The sequence below is a fragment of the Kitasatospora sp. HPM-01-4 genome (assembly GCF_051374625.1).
Taxonomy (GTDB): domain Bacteria; phylum Actinomycetota; class Actinomycetes; order Streptomycetales; family Streptomycetaceae; genus Kitasatospora.
The window spans coordinates 3,332,216-3,348,678 of the sequence record NZ_JBPQGP010000005.1 but is presented as its reverse complement, the minus strand read 5'-3'; the positions used below and the strand labels follow the sequence as shown (position 1 = coordinate 3,348,678).

The 16,463-nt window shown below is 74.1% G+C and carries 13 protein-coding genes; 9 read left to right on the top strand and 4 right to left on the bottom strand.

Going from position 1 to position 16,463, the window contains the following annotated elements; all coding sequences use genetic code 11:
- Positions 1-89 precede the first annotated feature (89 nt).
- A complete protein-coding gene (locus ACSMTC_RS14170; RefSeq protein WP_436560046.1) occupies positions 90-998 on the top strand; it encodes a DNA-3-methyladenine glycosylase family protein in 909 nt (302 codons plus the stop codon).
- 165 nt (positions 999-1,163) lie between these two features.
- On the opposite strand, the gene ACSMTC_RS14165 is transcribed toward ACSMTC_RS14170, so the two are convergent.
- The 3 genes from ACSMTC_RS14165 to ACSMTC_RS14155 form a co-directional block, all read right to left on the bottom strand.
- Positions 1,164-2,453: a coenzyme F420-0:L-glutamate ligase gene (locus tag ACSMTC_RS14165; protein ID WP_436560045.1), complete on the bottom strand. Its 1,290-nt coding sequence runs from the start codon at positions 2,451-2,453 to the stop codon at positions 1,164-1,166.
- Positions 2,450-3,409 (bottom strand): 2-phospho-L-lactate transferase, encoded by a 960-nt coding sequence (gene cofD, locus ACSMTC_RS14160; protein WP_436560044.1) that lies wholly within the window; start codon positions 3,407-3,409, stop codon positions 2,450-2,452. Before cofD ends, ACSMTC_RS14165 begins: the two co-directional genes overlap by 4 nt.
- 87 nt (positions 3,410-3,496) lie before the next feature.
- Positions 3,497-4,000, bottom strand: coding sequence for a cysteine dioxygenase (locus tag ACSMTC_RS14155; protein ID WP_436564681.1), 504 nt, complete (start codon positions 3,998-4,000; stop codon positions 3,497-3,499).
- A gap of 850 nt (positions 4,001-4,850) precedes the next feature.
- Between ACSMTC_RS14155 and ACSMTC_RS14150 the strand changes: the two genes are divergently transcribed.
- The 3 genes from ACSMTC_RS14150 (at position 4,851) to ACSMTC_RS14140 (ending at position 11,032) form a co-directional block, all read left to right on the top strand.
- On the top strand, positions 4,851-5,123 hold the full coding sequence (locus tag ACSMTC_RS14150) for a WhiB family transcriptional regulator (protein ID WP_436560043.1): 273 nt from the start codon (positions 4,851-4,853) through the stop codon (positions 5,121-5,123).
- Positions 5,124-5,464: 341 nt separating this feature from the next.
- Complete coding sequence (locus ACSMTC_RS14145; RefSeq protein ID WP_436560042.1) at positions 5,465-9,316, top strand: glycosyltransferase; 3,852 nt, start codon at positions 5,465-5,467, stop codon at positions 9,314-9,316.
- A gap of 9 nt (positions 9,317-9,325) precedes the next feature.
- Entirely contained in the window at positions 9,326-11,032 is a 1,707-nt protein-coding gene (locus ACSMTC_RS14140; RefSeq protein WP_436560041.1) for a DUF5719 family protein, read from the top strand.
- A gap of 94 nt (positions 11,033-11,126) precedes the next feature.
- Here the strand turns inward: ACSMTC_RS14140 and ACSMTC_RS14135 are convergent, their stop codons facing one another.
- Complete coding sequence (locus tag ACSMTC_RS14135; protein ID WP_436560040.1) at positions 11,127-11,474, bottom strand: metallopeptidase family protein; 348 nt, start codon at positions 11,472-11,474, stop codon at positions 11,127-11,129.
- Positions 11,475-11,619: 145 nt separating this feature from the next.
- On the opposite strand from ACSMTC_RS14135, the gene ACSMTC_RS14130 reads away from it, so the two are divergent.
- The 5 genes from ACSMTC_RS14130 to ACSMTC_RS14110 all read left to right on the top strand — a co-directional run bounded on the left by ACSMTC_RS14130 (position 11,620) and on the right by ACSMTC_RS14110 (position 16,288).
- A complete protein-coding gene (locus ACSMTC_RS14130) occupies positions 11,620-12,087 on the top strand; it encodes a DUF3499 domain-containing protein (protein ID WP_436560039.1) in 468 nt (155 codons plus the stop codon).
- Positions 12,088-12,186: 99 nt separating this feature from the next.
- Positions 12,187-13,572 carry a phosphomannomutase/phosphoglucomutase gene (locus ACSMTC_RS14125; RefSeq protein WP_436560038.1) on the top strand — a complete coding sequence of 462 codons (1,386 nt, stop codon included), beginning with the start codon at positions 12,187-12,189 and terminating at the stop codon, positions 13,570-13,572.
- A gap of 121 nt (positions 13,573-13,693) precedes the next feature.
- Positions 13,694-13,876, top strand: coding sequence for a Trm112 family protein (locus ACSMTC_RS14120; RefSeq protein WP_436560037.1), 183 nt, complete (start codon positions 13,694-13,696; stop codon positions 13,874-13,876).
- An 87-nt stretch (positions 13,877-13,963) separates the two neighbouring features.
- Entirely contained in the window at positions 13,964-15,187 is a 1,224-nt protein-coding gene (locus tag ACSMTC_RS14115) for an SIS domain-containing protein (protein WP_436560036.1), read from the top strand.
- Positions 15,188-15,289: 102 nt separating this feature from the next.
- On the top strand, positions 15,290-16,288 hold the full coding sequence (locus ACSMTC_RS14110) for a cation diffusion facilitator family transporter (RefSeq protein ID WP_436560035.1): 999 nt from the start codon (positions 15,290-15,292) through the stop codon (positions 16,286-16,288).
- The last annotated feature ends 175 nt before the right edge of the window (positions 16,289-16,463 follow it).

Sequence of the window (16,463 nt, the reverse complement as noted above, 5' to 3'; positions counted from 1 at the left end):
GGGCGGCCGTCGTGCGCCCCGCCCGCGCGCGTATGGTTCAGGTGCCCGGACCGTGCGCCGAGGCGCTGGGACGAGAGGCGGTGAGCGGCATGCCGGGAACGGAACGGCACTGGCGTCCGGGCTACCCGCTCGACCTGGCCCGCACCCTGCTGCCGCTGCGCCGGGGTCCGGCCGACCCGGCGTACCGGACCGATGGCGACGGCGCGATCTGGCGGGCCTCCCGTACGCCCGACGGCCCCGGCACGCTGCGGCTCGCCACCCGTGCGGGCGGGGTGGCCGCGCGGGCGTGGGGGCCGGGCGCCGACTGGCTGCTCGACCGGGTGCCCGCGCTGCTCGGCGCCGAGGACGATCCCTCCGGGCTGGTGCTGCCCCCGGGGCAGCTGCGCGAGGCGCAGCGCGTCCACACCGGGGTGCGGCTGGGACGGACCGGCCTGGTGCTGGAGTCCCTGGTGCCCGCGATCCTGGAACAGAAGGTCACCACCGACGAGGCGTACCGGGCCTGGCGCACGCTGCTGCGCGACTTCGGTACGCCCGCGCCCGGGCCGGTTGAGGGGATGCGGGTGGCACCGTCGGCCCGCGAGTGGGCGCGGATCCCGAGCTGGGAGTGGCACCGGGCGGGGGTGGACCCCAAGCGTTCGGCGACCGTCGTGCGGGCAGTCCGGCTGGCGCCCCGGCTGGAGGAGGCGTCCGCCTTCGGCCACACCGAAGCGCTCGCCCGCCTCACCGCCGTCCCCGGCGTCGGCCTGTGGACGGCGGCCGAGACCCTCCAGCGCAGCAACGGCGATCCCGACGCGGTCTCGGTCGGCGACTACCACCTCCCCAACCTGGTCGGCTGGGCCCTCGCCGGACGTCCGCGCAGCACCGACGAGCAGATGCTCGACCTGCTGGCCCCCTACGCGGGCCACCGCCACCGGGTCTGCCGCCTGATCGCCCTCACCTGTCCCTACGCCCCCCGCTACGGCCCCCGCCTGACCCCGAACGACCACCGCCGCCGCTGAGGCGAGGGTCAAGCCCTCGGGGACGTCGGGAAGTTGCTCCGCCTCCCGCGGAGCGGGCTGCACCGCCCCACCGGGGCGAGGGGTCCGCAACCGGCTCCCTCGTGTGCCTCGGACGGTCTCGTCCGCCACCGCACGCCGTCCCCCGCGCCGTGACGGAGCGCCCGTTCAGCGAACGGTGATGAACTCCTCCGCGGTGCGTCCCGGCCGTGCCCGAGGGGCCTCGGCGGGCCGGCCGACGGCGACGGCACCCATCGGGTCCCAGTCGGCCGGCAGGTCGAGGGCGGCGCGGACGGTGTCCCGGCAGAACATGGTGGACGAGACCCAGGCCGAGCCGTAGCCCTCGCCGGCCAGGGCGACCAGCAGGTTCTGTACGGCGGCCCCGGCCGCGACGGTGAACATCTCCCGTTCGGCCGAGGACCTGCGCTCGTCCGGGTAGGCGTGCGAGCCGTCCATCACCAGGCAGGGCACCACCAGGTACGGGGCGTCGCGCAGCACATCGCCCCGCGCGGTGCGGCGGGCGATCCGATGCTCGTCCCAGCCGTCGAGTTCGCGCAGGTCGCGCTGCCAGGCGGTGAGCATGGCGTCCAGCAGCCCGGTCCGCACCTCGGGCGTCTCCAGTAGGACGAAGCGCCAGGGAGTGGTGTGGTGCGGCGCGGGCGCGGTGACGGCGGCGGCCACCGCGCGGCGTACGGCACCCGGGTCCACCGGCTCGGCGGTGAACGAGCGGACGGTCCGGCGCAGGGTCACGGCCTCCCGGACGGCCTCGGAGGTGCCGAGCCGGAACATGTCGTCGGCGGCCGGCCGGATCAGCGGCCGGGCGCCGTCGCCGTCCTCGTCGGTGACCAGGTGGCCGAGGCCCCGGACCACCGCGACCGGGGTTCCGGTGGCCTTGCCCTTCACCAGGTCGGCGGCGGCGGCGAGTTCGTCGGCGGTCGCGGTGACGGTCATCGCCAGCTCGTTGCCGTGGCTGTCGGTACGGCCCCGGTGGTCCTCCAGGACGGGCAGTCCGGCGGCGCCGATGGCGACGTCGGTGAGCCCGGTGCGCCAGGGCCGGCCGAAGGTGTCGGTGATCAGCACGGCGAGCCGGCGGCCGGTCAGCCGCCCGATCCCCTCGCGCAGTCGGCGGGCCGAGGCGTCCGGGTCCTCGGGCAGCAGCAGGACGGTGCCGGGTGCGGTGTTGGAGGCGTCCACCCCGGCGGCGGCCATCACCAGGCCGTTGCGGTTCTCCACGATCCGCACCGGACCGCGCCGGGCGACCACCCGGACGGTCTCGGCGTCGATCGCCGCCTCGCGGTCGCCCGCCCGCAGGATCCGGCCCTCGGCCTTGCTGACCACCTTGGAGGTGACCACCAGGATGTCGCCGTCCTCGAAGTCGCCCGCCTTGGCGATCAGCCCCGCCAGGTCGGAGTCGGCGGTGATCTCGGGCAGCCCGGTGACCGGCAGCAGTCGGATCACTTGCGGACCTGCTCGGCGAGGTCCAGAGCGGTGCGGGCCATCGCGGCCGCGGCCTCGACGTCGGTCATCAGCAGCGGGATCGCCCGGCAGGTGATCCCGGCCGCCTCCACGGCCTCCACCGCGTCCGCGTCGGCGGTGTCCACCAGCCAGCCGTCGAGCAGGTCGGAGCCGTAGTGCCGGGCCACCGCCTCGGCCGTGGTCTCCACACCGACGGCCGCCAGCACCTTGTCGGCCATCCCGCGCACCGGCGCGCCGCCGATGATCGGGGAGAGCCCGACGACCGGCGCGGCGGCCGCCTCGACGGCTCCCCGGATACCGGGGACGGCCAGGATGGTGCCGATGCTGACCACCGGGTTGGACGGCGGGAAGAGGATCACGTCCGCCTTGGCGATCGCGTCCAGCACACCGGGCGCGGGCTTGGCGGTGTCGGCGCCGATCGGGATGATCGCCTCGGCGTCCACGGCGGCGTGCAGCTTGACCCAGTACTCCTGGAAGTGGATCGCCCGGGTGCCGGCCTCGTCGGTGATCCTCACATGGGTCTCGACCCGGTCGTCGCTCATCGGCAGCAGCCGGACCCCTGGCTTCCACCGCACGCACAGCGCCTCGGTGACCTGGCTCAGGGTGTAGCCGGCGGTGAGCATCTGACTGCGCACCAGGTGGGTCGCGAAGTCCCGGTCACCGAGGCCGAACCACTCGGGCCCGATGCCGTACTCCTTCATCTCCGCCTTGATCGACCAGGTCTCGTCGGTCCGGCCCCACCCCTGCTCCTCGTGGATGCCACCGCCGAGGGTGTACATCACGGTGTCGAGGTCGGGGCAGACCTTCAGACCGTAGAGGTGGATGTCGTCGCCGGTGTTGCCGATGACGGTGATCTCGTCCCCGGGGGCGACGGCCGCCTTCAGCCCGCGCAGAAAGCGCGCCCCACCGATCCCGCCTGCCAGTGCCACGATGCGCATGGGCCCATCCTGCCAGGCCGTCTGACGCACCGCTGAATTCCCCGGAGGGGAACCGGCGGGCGGAACCGGACGGCGCTTCGCCGCGGCTCAGCGGGCTTCGGGCTGCCGCTCGGGGACCGGGGTGTCGGCGTACTGGTTCATCTCGACCAGGCCGGGCGAGTAGAGGTGGATGCTGACGGCCGGTTCGAGGGAGGCGTTGACGACCTCGTGCAGGTAGCCGGGGGAGAAGACGCGCCGGACGCCGGGGCGCAGGGTGCGTGCCCCCTCGCCCGAGTGCGTCAGCGAGCGTTCGACCAGCTCGCCCTGGACGACCGCCAGCACCCCGGAGGACTGTCCGTGGTCGTGGAAGCCGCTGCTCTGGCCCGGCAGCCAGCTGAGCAGCCAGACCTCGTACCCGGGCCCGGTCTCCAGCCGGGCGTACCAGCGGGTGAGCGCGTCGTACCGGACCAGCGGAGCCCAGCGGTCGCGGTCGGCGGCGATCTCGCGGACGAGCTGCGCGTACCCGGCCACGGTGGTGGGGTGCCGGGGCAGGTCGGTACGGACGAGGTGGGGGAAGGCGAGCGGGTCGCCGGCGATGGAGACGTCGCTCAGGCCGTCGGCCCAGCCGGACCGGGCGCCCCGGAGTGCGGGCTCGGGGGTGTGCGCGGGCTCAGGGGCCTGGTGCACGGTCTCCGGGCGGCGCGGCGGGGCGACGGGGAGGGCGTGGCGGTGGGCGAGCTTGCTGCGGTCTCGGTTGCGCTTGCGGATGCGCGGCATTCGCATGGGAATCCTCGGACGGCTGGTCGTGGTCTGGGGATCAGCCGGATCCGCGGGGAAACCAGGGGGACTGTCGTCGCGGGCGGCCTCTGTGCTTCTGCTGGGCGGCGCGCGGTGGGACGCGGGCGCCTAGATACAGCAGGAACAGAGGCGACAACAGAGCGAGTTCGCGGCACGGCGGAGCGGCGCCCGGTGGGCGCTCCGGAGGGTGGCGGACTCTGACATGGGTGCAAGGAGACCGCAAGAGGGCGGACAGTGTCAACCCGCGCCGTCCGACATATGGGACATACCCGCTACGAACCACCGGATGGAGTGATAAATCACCCTCTAGGTTTCGATGCGTGGAACGCCGGGAAGGCAGCCGAATGACCTGGCAACCGGGCGGCTGCGCCCGGCGTCCCCCCGTTCAGGGGGTGGTCAGGTTCGCGGTGCGCCGTGTTGACTGCAAGTCAGCGGACGGGTGGTTCCGGGCGATTGACGGCGATTGGTGCCATAGGTCTCGAATGTCCGGATATGTACACTTGTCGTAGCGCCTTGGTTCCGGGGAGTGAATCCTCGGCCCAATACCAGAGCTCGGCTTGACTGGGCCAGAGTGACGCACATGTAATTTCACTCGTGTCGTTCCGCCGCTCCAGGCAACGGCAACACCACGGGGACGCCAAAAGGGGCAGAGGAGGCGCGCCAAATGAGCGAGCTCTTTGAGCTGTTGATCGGTGCGGGAATCGAAGAGGGCGAAGAGGAACTCGGCTGGCAGGAGCGGGCGTTGTGCGCCCAGACCGATCCGGAATCCTTCTTTCCGGAGAAGGGCGGATCCACTCGCGAGGCCAAGAAGGTGTGTCTTGCCTGTGAAGTCCGTTCGGAATGCCTCGAATACGCGCTCGCAAATGACGAGCGTTTCGGAATCTGGGGTGGTCTCTCCGAGCGTGAGCGCCGTCGGCTGAAGAAGAGCGCGGTCTGAATCGCGCCGCCACGGCACCACCCGGCCGCCGGTCACACCTGCGCGGCCCCGCCGGTCGACCCGCCGTAGCAGGCCGGGTCCGCCGCAGCAGCTCTGCCAGCGCCTCACCCGGACGGTGGGGCGCTTTCGCATTCCCGGACCACCATCTCCATGACTCCGGGAGCGACCCCGCCATCGAGAGCCGTTAGTGTGGTGGGCCATCCGGGTGCCTGGCATCCGGGTCGCGCGCCGCCGTCCGGTCCGTGCCCCACGGCCCGTCAGGACGGCAACGCACACCACCCGCCGTCCACTGGCTGCGTCCACTGGCTGCGTCCACTGAAAACTTGGGGTCCGCGCACTCGATGACTGTCTACAGCCACCAGAGCGGCTTCTCCGCCGCCAGGCCGCCCGCGTACCCGCGCCATCTGGTCACCGCCGTGATCGTCTCGCACGACGGGGCCCGCTGGCTCCCGCAGGCGATGGCCGGCCTGCTGGGCCAGGACCGCCAGGTGCAGCGCATCCTCGCAGTCGACACCGGCTCGACCGACACCTCACCCCAACTGCTGCGGGACACCCTCGGCGACTGGCTGCCCGAGAGCGGACCGCTGGTCCTCGGCCGCCGCGCCGGTTTCGGTACCGCCGTCGGCCAGGCCGTCGCGAGCGCACCCCCGCTGCGACCCGAGGACCTGTCCTACAGCCTCGACCCCTCCGGCTACGACCCGGTCACCGGCGGCTGGGACGACTACGGCGACCCGCTCGGCGCCCAGGACGACCACGGCCACGGCAGTGCGCGTGAAACCCGCCCGATCGAGTGGCTCTGGCTGCTGCACGACGACTGCGAGCCGCAGACCGACGCCCTGCGCCGACTGCTCCAGGTCGCCGACTCCACCCCCAGCGCCGCCGTCGTCGGGCCCAAGCTGCGCAGCTGGTACGACCGCAGGCAGCTGCTGGAGGTCGGCGTCTCCATCGCCCGCTCCGGACGGCGCTGGACCGGCCTCGACCGCCGGGAGCAGGACCAGGGCCAGCACGACCAGGTCCGGCCGGTGCTCGCCGTCTCCACCGCGGGCATGCTGGTGCGCCGGGACGTCTTCGAGGAGCTCGGCGGCTTCGACAAGGCCCTGCCGCTGATGCGCGACGACACCGACTTCTGCTGGCGGGTCAACGCCGCGGGACACCGGGTGGTCGTCGCCCCCGACGCGGTGCTGCGGCACGCCGAGGCCGCCAGCCGCGAGCGCCGGGCGATCGACTGCGGACCGGCCCACCCGCACCGGGTCGACAAGGCCGGCGCCGTCTACACCCTGCTCGCCAACTGCAAGGGCGCACTGTTCCCGTACGTGGTGCTCCGGCTGGTGATCGGCACCCTGCTGCGGGTACTGGCCGGCCTGATCGGCAAGGACCCGCGCCAGGCGTTCGACGAACTCGCCGGCCTCGGCCACGAACTGGTCCGGCTGCCCCGGGTGCTGGCCGCCCGCAAACAGCGCAAACGCACCAGGAGCGCCGACGCCCTGGACGACCGCGGGCTCTTCCCGGCCCCCGGCGCCACCGCCCGCCTGGCCGTCGAACAGGCCATCAGCTCCCTCGGCGTCGGCAGCACCGACGGCTCCGGCGCGGGCCGCCACGGCTCGGTCGAGTCCGGGCCGGGCGACGACGAGAGCGACGACCTGGTGGTCGAGCAGTTCGCACTGCTCAAGAAGCTGGCCCGGCGCCCCGCACCGCTGCTCTTCACCGGCCTGCTGCTGTTCTCCCTGATCGCCTGCCGCAGCCTGTTCGGCAGCGGCTACCTGCTCGGCGGCGCCCTGCTGCCCGCGGCCGACGGCGCGTCGGGCCTGTGGCACATGTACGCCGACTCCTGGCATCCGATCGGGACCGGCTCCACCGCCACCGCGCCGCCGTACCTGGCCGTGCTCTCGGTGCTCTCCTGGCTGCTGTTCGACCACGCGGACCTGGCGATCACCCTGCTGGTGGTGCTCTCCGTCCCGCTCTCCGCCGTCAGCGCCTACCTGGTCTCCCGGCCGCTGATCGGCTCCAGGCTGGTCCGCGCCTGGGCCAGCGCCGGCTACGCCCTGCTGCCCGCCGCCACCGGCGCACTCGCCCAGGGCCGGATCGGCACCGCCGTCCTCGCCGTGGTGCTCCCGCCGCTGGCCCGCGCCGCCGCCGTCACCGCGGGCCTCGGCATCCGCACCGAGACCGCCGCGCGCGGCGGCCGCCCCGGCTGGCGGAGCGCCTGGACGACCGTGCTGATGCTCACCATCGGTACCGCCTTCGTACCGCTGACCTGGGCCATAGCGGTACCCCTGAGCCTTGCCGCACTGCTGTACGCGGTGGTGCGGGGCGGCGCCTTCGGCTCCGGCCTCACCGCGCTGCGGCTGCTCGGCCTGCGCGTCCTGGTGATCCTCGGGGTGCCCGTACTGGTGCTCGCCCCCTGGTCGCTCCAGGTGCTCGGCCACCCCTCCCGGCTGCTGCTGGAGGCCGGCCTGCCCGGCTTCAGCGGGCACGCCGCCACCCCGCTCGGACTGGTCCTGGTCAACCCCGGCGGCAACGGCGTCCCGCCGGTCTGGCTCTCCGCCGGCATCGTGCTGGCCGCCCTGGCCGCCCTGCTGCGCGCCGACCGGCGCCGCGCGGTGCTCGCCGCCTGGGCCGCGGCCGCCGCCGGACTGCTGTTCAGCGTCCTCGTGGCCGGCACCACCGTCACCCCCGCCTCCGGCGGACCCGCCACCGCCGCCTGGGCCGGACCGGCCACCCTGCTCACCGGTGTCGCCCTGCTGGCCGCCGCCGCGATCGGCGCGGACGGCGCCAACGCCCGCGTCTCCGGCATCGCCTTCGGCTGGCGCCAGCCGGTCGCCGCACTGGTGCTGGCCGCCGCCGCCCTCGCCCCGCTCGGCACCGCCGTCTGGTGGTCCGTGGCCGGCGCCGACTGGCCGCTGCGCCGCGGCGACGCCACCCAGGTCCCCGCCTTCGTCGCCGAGGAGGCCGTCACCAGCGACCGTCCCCGCACCCTGCTGCTGACCGGCGACAAGAGCGGCACCGACGTCCGCTACAACCTGATCAGGGGCGCCGGCCTGACCCTCGGCCAGGCCGAGTCCACCGTGGACAGCGACGACGCGGTCCAGGACAGCCTGACCAAGCTGGTCGGCAGCCTGCTCGCCGGCTCCGGCGGCGAACAGGCCAAGGCCCTGGCCGGGTACGGCATCGGGTACGTCGAGACCCAGGCCCCGCTGACCGGCAAGGCCAGGGACGTCCTGAGCACCACCCCCGGCCTGACCAAGCTCAGCGAGGAGAACGGCACCGCCCTCTGGCAGGTCACCGGCGCCGTGGCCACCCGGGCGGTCATCACCAGCCCCAAGGGCGCACCGGTCTCCGTCCCCGCCGGTGAGCACGACATCTACACCACCGTCCCGGCCGGCCCGGCCGGCCGGGTGCTGCGCCTCGCCGAGAACGCCGACCCCGACTGGCAGGCCACCCTCGACGGCACCGCGCTGAAGCGCGTCACCGTGGACGGCTGGGCCCAGGGCTTCGAGCTCCCCGCCAACGGGGGCCGGCTGGAGGTCACCCGCAGCGGCAGCCTGGCGCACGGCGGCTGGATCGCCCTCCAGCTGCTGCTCGGCGTCACCGTCCTGGTGCTCGCCCTGCCCGGCCGCCGCAACCACAACGACGACGACCTGCCCGACGACGCGGGCGCCGTCCAGGCGCAGGCCGCCGTCCAGGCGGCGCCTCCGGCGCCCGGCAGCCGCCGGGCCCGCCGCCTCGCCGAGCGCGGCGAGGGCGAGGGCGAGGAGCCGGAGAACGGCGTCTACGCGGTGGACATCCCGGCCCAGCCGACCGGCGAGCCGGTGCCCGCCGCAGCTCCCGCCGAGCCGGTCCAGTACTCCCAGGAGCAGTTCCAGCCGGAGCGGTTCCAGGACCAGTACCAGCAGGCCGACCCGTACAGCCAGGCCGATCCCTACAGCTGGGACCAGTACGCCCAGCCCGCGGACGCCCCGTACGGGCAGCCGTACCCCGACCAGCCGGCCGCGCAGCCGCAGTACGGCCAGCAGCCCTACCAGGACCCGTACGGCGGCCAGTACGGCTACGAGCAGCCCTACCAGGGCTACCCGGAGGCCGAGCCGCAGCAGCAGGCCTGGGCACCGGGGCAGCCGCAGCCCGAGACCTACTACGACCCCAACGGCCCCTACGGCACCGGCGGTCACCCGCACCACAACGGAACGGGGAGCTGACCCGAGCTCATGAAGAAGCCCAGCCTCAAGGCCCCCAGCCTGAAGAAGCCGTCCTTCGGCAAGCCCGGCAAGTCCTCCGGCGCGGCCGGGAACGCCGCGGGCGCAGCCGCCGAGCCGGTGGCGGCCAAGCCCGCCGGGCCCCGGCCGTCGTCCGGCGCGGGCCCGCGTACCGGCATCTCCCTGCTCGCGGCGGCGGCCGTGCTCGCCGCGGTCTTCGGGATCGCCGAGCTGCGCTCGCCGGTCTCGCCGGGCAGCACCGGGAACGTCGGCAGCACGACCTCGGCGCAGGTCGAGCGCACCGCGGTGGTCTGCCCGGCCCCGTTCCAGGGCGTCACCGGCAACACCGACCTGACGATGTTCACCCCGGCGGGCGGCGCGGCGAGCGGCGGCAGCGCGTCGCTCACCGACGTCGGCGGCCAGGGTGACGCGCCGTCGGACGCGGCCTCGGCCTCGGGCTCCCCCTCGGCGAACCCGTCCGCCCCGGCCTCCGCGGCCGCCTCCACCGCTCCCGGCGGGGCCCGGCTCTCGCTGGGCAAGGTCGGTGTCCCGGTGACCGGCGGCGCGCCCTCCGGCGACAGCCCGCCCGGTGCCGCCGCCGTGGCGACCGGCGCCTACGCGCCGGGCTTCACCGTCAGCCAGACCACCACCGTCACCGACTCCCGCACCGCGGGCATGTCGGGCCTGCGCTGCGGCCCGGCCGGAACGGACTTCTGGTTCGCCGGCGCGAGCACCGTGGGCTCCCGCACCGACTACGTCAACCTGGTCAACGCCGACACCGCCCCCGCCGTGGTGGACCTCAAGTTCTTCGGTGACAAGGGCCAGATCGAGGTGGACGCCGCGACCGGGCTCACCGTCGCCCCCGGCAGCACCCAGTCGCTGCGGCTCTCCTCACTGCTCAAGGACCAGGTCACCGACCTCGCGGTCGAGGTGGTGGCCCGCAGCGGACGGGTGGCCGCCGCCCTGCACGCGATCGACGAGGGCAAGGGCGCCGACTACGTCCCGGCCTCCGCCGCCCCCGCACCCGTCCAGGTGCTGCCGGGCCTGCCCGCCGACGCGGCCTCGGCCCGGCTGGTGGTCGCCGCGCCCGGTGCGGACGACGCCGACCTGAAGATCCAGGTCTCCGGCAAGAACGGCTGGTTCACCCCGGCCGGGCACGAGACCATCCACGTCAAGGCGGGCATGATCGCCGCCGTCGACCTGGGCAATGTCACCCGGGGCGAGGTCGGGGCGCTGCGGCTGAGCCCGAGCGACCCCACGCACCCGACGCCGGTGGTGGCCGGTCTGCGGGTCGACCGCACCCAGAACGGCAAGTCCGACGCCACCTGGATCGCCGGCAGCGGCCCGGTCGGCAAGCGGGCGAGCATCGCGGACAACCGGACCGGGGAGTCCACCCTCTACCTCACCTCGACGGGCGACGCGGCCACCGTACGGATCACCGCGTCGGCGGGGAGCGGCGGGGGAACCCCGGTGACCAAGCAGGTCCAGATCCCGGCCGGTGCGACGGTCGGCCTCCCGGCGCCCGAGCCCGGCGGTCTGAACGGGGTCTTCGGTGTCACCGTGGAGACCGTCTCCGGCGGCCCGGTGGTGGCGGCCCGGATGCTCGCGGCGAACACCAAGGACATCCCGATGTTCACTATCCAGCCGTTCTCCGACGACCACAGCACCGTCCAGGTCCCGCACGCCGCCCAGGACCCGGGCGTGCTCAACCGCCCGTAGGGCGGGTACCGGACGGACGGGGCGCGGGAAAACGGCGCGGCCGGCCGGGCACCACCGTGCGCGGGCGGCCGCGGCGTTCTCCCGCGCCCCGGTCTCAGTCCTCGTCGTAGCGCGGGTCGATGGTGTCCGGGGAGAGCCCGAGGAGGTCGGCGACCTGCTCGATCAGGATCTCGTGGACCAGCGCGGCCCGCTCGTCCCGCCCCTTGGCACGGATCTCCACCGGCCGCCGGTACACCACGATCCGGCTCTTGCGCCCCTGCCCGGCCGGGATCAGCCGGCCCAGCGGCACGGTGTCCGGCTCCGGCGCGCCCGGCTCGGGCACCGGTACCTCCTGGACGGCGAACTCCACGTCCACCAGCTGGGGCCAGCGCCGTTCCAGCCGTTCGACCGACTCGCGCACGTAGTCGTCGAACAGCTCGGATCGGGTCAGCGAGATGGGCACCTGAGGCGGTGCCAGCGGCCCGCGCAGGCCACGGCCGTGCCGGTCGCGGTGCCCTGAGCGCCGTGACGGGCCGGTCGGCTCTGCCGGTGAACGGGGTGCGGAGCTGTCCATATCAGTACCGAGCGTAGTCCTCTCGCGCCCGGAAGTGGACCACACCGGCAGGCTTGCGTCGGCGACACACGACACTCGGCAGGGGGAGGGTCTTCGCGGCCCGGTCGGGAGTGCTGTACCGTCCACCCTCGTGAGCTCTGTACGTCGTTGTTCGCGGACCGCGTGCGGCCGACCGGCCGTCGCGACGCTGACGTACGTCTACGCGGACTCCACCGCCGTCCTCGGCCCGCTCGCCACCTACGCCGAGCCGCACTGCTACGACCTGTGCGCCGAGCACGCCGAGCGCCTCACCGCCCCGCGGGGCTGGGAGGTGGTCAGGCTCGCCGCCGAGGCCGGGCCGCTGCGCCGTACCAGCGACGACCTGGAGGCGCTCGCCAACGCCGTCCGGGAGGCCGCCAGGCCCCAGGAGCGGACGCCGCGGCAGAGCCGCGGCTCCGAGGGTGACCCGACCGAGGTCGGCCGCCGCGGACACCTTCGGGTGCTTCGCTCGCCGGACAACTGACGGGATACCGCCCCCCGTCCCGCCGTGTTCACCTTGCTCCCATCCGAGCCCGGTACGCTGCGGTACGTCCTGAGTACCCGACATTCTGGTGGAGCGGTTGTGCGTGACCTGACGCAGCTGGTGAAGGCGTACGACGTCCGGGGTGTGGTGCCGGACCAGTGGGACGAGTCGCTGTCGCGGGCGTTCGGCGCGGCCTTCGTCCGGGTGACGGGGGCTTCGGCCGTGGTGGTGGGCCATGACATGCGGCCCTCCTCGCCGTCGCTGTCGCGGGCGTTCGCCGAGGGCGCGGCCGCCTACGGGGCCGACGTGGTCGAGATCGGCCTGTGCTCGACGGACCAGCTGTACTACGCCTCCGGTTCGATGAACCTGCCCGGGGCCATGTTCACGGCCTCGCACAACCCGGCCCAGTACAACGGGATCAAGATGTGCCGGGCGGGTGCCGCCCCGGTGGGGCAGGACACCGGCCTGTCCGAGATCCGCGAGCTGGTGGAGTCCTGGACCGCCGCCGACGGCACCGTCGAGATCCCGTCCGCCGACGCGGCGCCGGGGAAGCTGAGCGCCGAGGACACCCTGCGCGGCTACGCCGACCACCTGCTGTCGCTGGTCGACCTGACCGCGATCCGGCCGCTCAAGGTGGTCGTGGACGCCGGCAACGGCATGGGCGGGCACACCGTGCCGACCGTGTTCGACGGGCTGCCGCTCGACCTGGTCCCGCTCTACTTCGAGCTCGACGGCACCTTCCCCAACCACGAGGCCAACCCGCTCGACCCGAAGAACCTGGTCGACCTGCAGGCCAAGGTGGTCGAGGCCGGCGCCGACCTGGGCCTGGCCTTCGACGGCGACGCCGACCGCTGCTTCGTGGTCGACGAGCGCGGCGAGCCGGTCTCCCCGTCCGCGATCACCGCGCTGGTCGCCGCCCGGGAGATCGCCCGCGCCAGGGCGGCGGGCGAGGAGCAGCCGACGGTCATCCACAACCTGATCACCTCGTGGACCGTGCCCGAGGTGGTCCGCGAGCTCGGCGCCAAGCCGGTCCGCACCCGGGTCGGCCACTCCTTCATCAAGCAGGAGATGGCCGTCACCGACGCGGTCTTCGGCGGCGAGCACTCGGCGCACTACTACTTCCGCGACTTCTGGCGGGCGGACACCGGCATGCTCGCCGCACTGCACGTGCTGGCCGCCCTCGGCGGGCAGCCGGGCACCCTCTCCGAGCTGACCGCCGAGTACGACCGCTACGCGGCCTCCGGTGAGATCAACTCCACCGTCGGCGACCAGGCCGCCGCGACCGCGGCCGTCCGGGCCGCCTACGCGGACCTGGAGGGCGTGGCGGTGGACGAGCTCGACGGGCTGACCGTCGCCGGGGCCGACTGGTGGTTCAACCTGCGCCCGTCCAACACCGAGCCGCTGCTGCGCCTCAACGTCGAGGCCAAGGACCCGGCGAAGATGGCCGAGCTCCGGGACGCGGTGCTCGCCCTCGTCCGCGGCTGAGGAGCCTGATCGAGCGGGGCTATGACCCCGCGGGTGCCCCGGCCGGTAGGGTTGCTACCGGCCGGGGCACCGTGCCGTGTGCCCCCCGTACGACCGAGCTTTCCCGAGGAGCCGAACGTCCATGAGCCTGCCGTCCTTCCTGCTGGAGATCCTGGTCTGCCCCGAGTGCCACTCGGCGCTGGTGGAGTCCGGACAGGACGAGGAGCACGAGCTGCGCTGCACCGGTGAGACCTGCGGCCTGGTCTACCCGGTTCGCGAGGGCATTCCGGTGCTGCTGGTGGACGAGGCCCGGCGCCCTTCCTGACATCCCGTCCGACGCAAGACCGACCGGTGAACGGGCCTGCGGCGCCGACCGCCGGTCGGTACTGAGGCTCGCTGGGAGGCCAGCCGCATGTTCGACGACACCCTGCTCGACGACCCGGCCGCCCTCCAGCGCGCCGACCGCGACCACGCCCTGCTCGCCCTGGCCGGTGCCGGCGCCCGGGTCCGTACCGCGCTGCGGCAGGCCGACGCGGCCGGTCTCGCCGGGCTGCGGCCCGACGGCCGCCCGCGCACGGTCCTGGTGGCCGGCCACGGCAGCGCCCTGACGGCCGGGAAGGTGCTGGCGGCGCTGGCCGTCACCGGCTGCCAGATCCTCCCGCTGGCGCCCTCGGACGTCACGGCGGTCGAGCGCGGCGAGCGCGGGACCACCGCCTTCACCGCCGGCCTGGTCTGGCAACTGCCGGGCTGGGCAGGCTCGTTCGACCTGGTGGTGCTGGCCTCCGCGCACGGTGGCGAGCAGGGTCTGATCGGTCTCGCCGAGCAGGCGTACGCGCGCGGCTGCGCCATCGTGGTGATCGCACCGGACGGCAGCCCGCTGGCCGAGGCCGCCCTCCAGGTGCGCGGCCTGCCGCTGCCGTACGTCCCGCCCGCCCTGGCCGGGGCGGCCGGGGACGAGGGGCACCGGGCCGGGAACGAGCCGGACCTCCCCGCCGAGGACCCGGGGGTGCTCTGGGCGCTGCTGGCGCCGCTGCTGGCCCTGACCGAGAAGATCGGGGTCACCCAGCTGCCCTCCGGCTCGCTGGAGGCCGCCGCCGACCTGCTGGACGAGGTCGCCGTGCGGTGCCGTCCGGATGCCGCCCTCTACCTCAATCCGGCCAAGGAGCTGGCGGCCCGGGTCGCCGGTACCGTCCCGTTGGTCTGGGCCGAGGGCCCGGTGGCGGGTGCGGCGGCCGAGCGGTTCGCCGCGATGCTGGCCGAACGGGCGGGCCGCCCGGCGCTCACCGGACTGCTGCCCGGGGCGATCACGGACCACCGGGGCATGTTCGTCGGCCAGTTGGCCTCCGCCGCCGCCGACCCGGACGACTTCTTCCGCGACCGGGTGGAGGAGCCCGACCCGCTCCAGCTCCAGGTGCTGCTGCTGCGCCGGACCCCGGGGGAGAACGGCGAGCACACCGAGGAGGCGTCTTCGGCGGGCCACAGCGTCCGGCGCGCCCACCGGCTCGCCGAGGCGCACGAGGTACGGCTCACCGAGTACACCAGCGGCGAGCTGGACCCCCTGCGGGCGCTGGCCGAGCTGATCGCGCTCACCGACTTCGCCGCCGTCTACCTGGGACTGACCGCCGCCTCGGGCTGAGGCGTTTCCCGGCCGCTCACAGGACGCCCCGGGATACCGTGTGCGCTCACCAGACCCAGCGAGGGCCGGCGCGACGCCCGGCCGTAGGGAGACCGGACCGGGATGAGCACCGAAGGCGGTACCAAGGCACTGGTCGCGGCACTGTCCGCCAACCTGGCGATCGCGGCGGGCAAGTTCACCGCCTTCGCCTTCACCGGTTCCTCGTCGATGCTCGCCGAGGGCGTCCACTCGGTCGCCGACTCCGGCAACCAGGTGCTGCTGCTGGTCGGCGGCAGGCGGGCCGCCCGCGCGGCGGACCAGGAGCACCCCTTCGGCTACGGGCGCGAGCGGTACGTCTACGGCTTCCTGGTCGCGATCGTGCTGTTCAGCGCCGGCGGACTGTTCGCCTGCTACGAGGGCTACCGGAAGATCAGGGAGCCGCACGAGCTGCAGAGCTGGCCATGGGCGGTCGGGGTACTGGTCTTCGCCATCCTGATGGAGGGATGGTCCTTCCTGACCGCCTACCGGGAGGCCGCCGCGACCAAGGGGGCGCAGAGCTGGCCCGAGTACATCCGCCGGGCCAAGGCCCCCGAGCTGCCCGTGGTGCTGCTGGAGGACACCGGCGCGCTGATCGGGCTGCTGATCGCGCTGTGCGGCGTCGGCCTGACCGTCCTCACCGGGAACGGGATCTGGGACGGCGTCGGCACCCTGGGCATCGGCGTACTGCTGGTGGTCATCGCGGCCGTCCTGGCCCTGGAGACCAAGTCGCTGCTGATCGGTGAGTCCGCCGACCGGACGGTGGTCGGGCGGATCCGTGACGCACTGGTCGACCACGACTCGGTGACCAGCGTGATCCACATGCGCACCCTGCACCTGGGCCCGGAGGAGCTGCTGGTCGCCGCGAAGATCGGGGTCAACGCCCAGGACAGCGCCGCCCGGGTCGCCGAGGCCATCGACGCCGCCGAGGCACGGGTCCGCCGGGCCGTCCCGATCGCCCGGGCGATCTACCTGGAGCCGGACGTCTTCAGCGAGGAGAAGGCCGCGGCGGGCCCCGACCCGGAGGCGACCCCCGGCGGCCCCGGCCCCTCGCACCGGCCTGAGGACGGCCCGACCCGCCACTGACCTCGTCACCCCGTACCGGCCCTCCCGCGCGACCTCGGTGTAGATTCGTCACCAGAGCCAAACGTCGCTGCTGATGGCGGTCGATTCGGTCGCGTGGACGTCATACCGAGCGCACCGGTCGAGGGAGAGAGGTCCTCCGACGGATTGTGCCGCAGCAGAGCGCAGGGCCGTCCGG

Coding starts and splice junctions, on each gene's coding strand:
- cofD (WP_436560044.1), bottom strand. CDS start 3,409: ATGCGCATCGTGGCACTGGCAGGCGGGATCGGTGGGGCGCGCTTTCTG.
- ACSMTC_RS14115 (WP_436560036.1), top strand. CDS start 13,964: ATGTTCGACGACACCCTGCTCGACGACCCGGCCGCCCTCCAGCGCGCC.
- ACSMTC_RS14120 (WP_436560037.1), top strand. CDS start 13,694: ATGAGCCTGCCGTCCTTCCTGCTGGAGATCCTGGTCTGCCCCGAGTGC.
- ACSMTC_RS14140 (WP_436560041.1), top strand. CDS start 9,326: ATGAAGAAGCCCAGCCTCAAGGCCCCCAGCCTGAAGAAGCCGTCCTTC.
- ACSMTC_RS14110 (WP_436560035.1), top strand. CDS start 15,290: ATGAGCACCGAAGGCGGTACCAAGGCACTGGTCGCGGCACTGTCCGCC.
- ACSMTC_RS14145 (WP_436560042.1), top strand. CDS start 5,465: ATGACTGTCTACAGCCACCAGAGCGGCTTCTCCGCCGCCAGGCCGCCC.
- ACSMTC_RS14150 (WP_436560043.1), top strand. CDS start 4,851: ATGAGCGAGCTCTTTGAGCTGTTGATCGGTGCGGGAATCGAAGAGGGC.
- ACSMTC_RS14170 (WP_436560046.1), top strand. CDS start 90: ATGCCGGGAACGGAACGGCACTGGCGTCCGGGCTACCCGCTCGACCTG.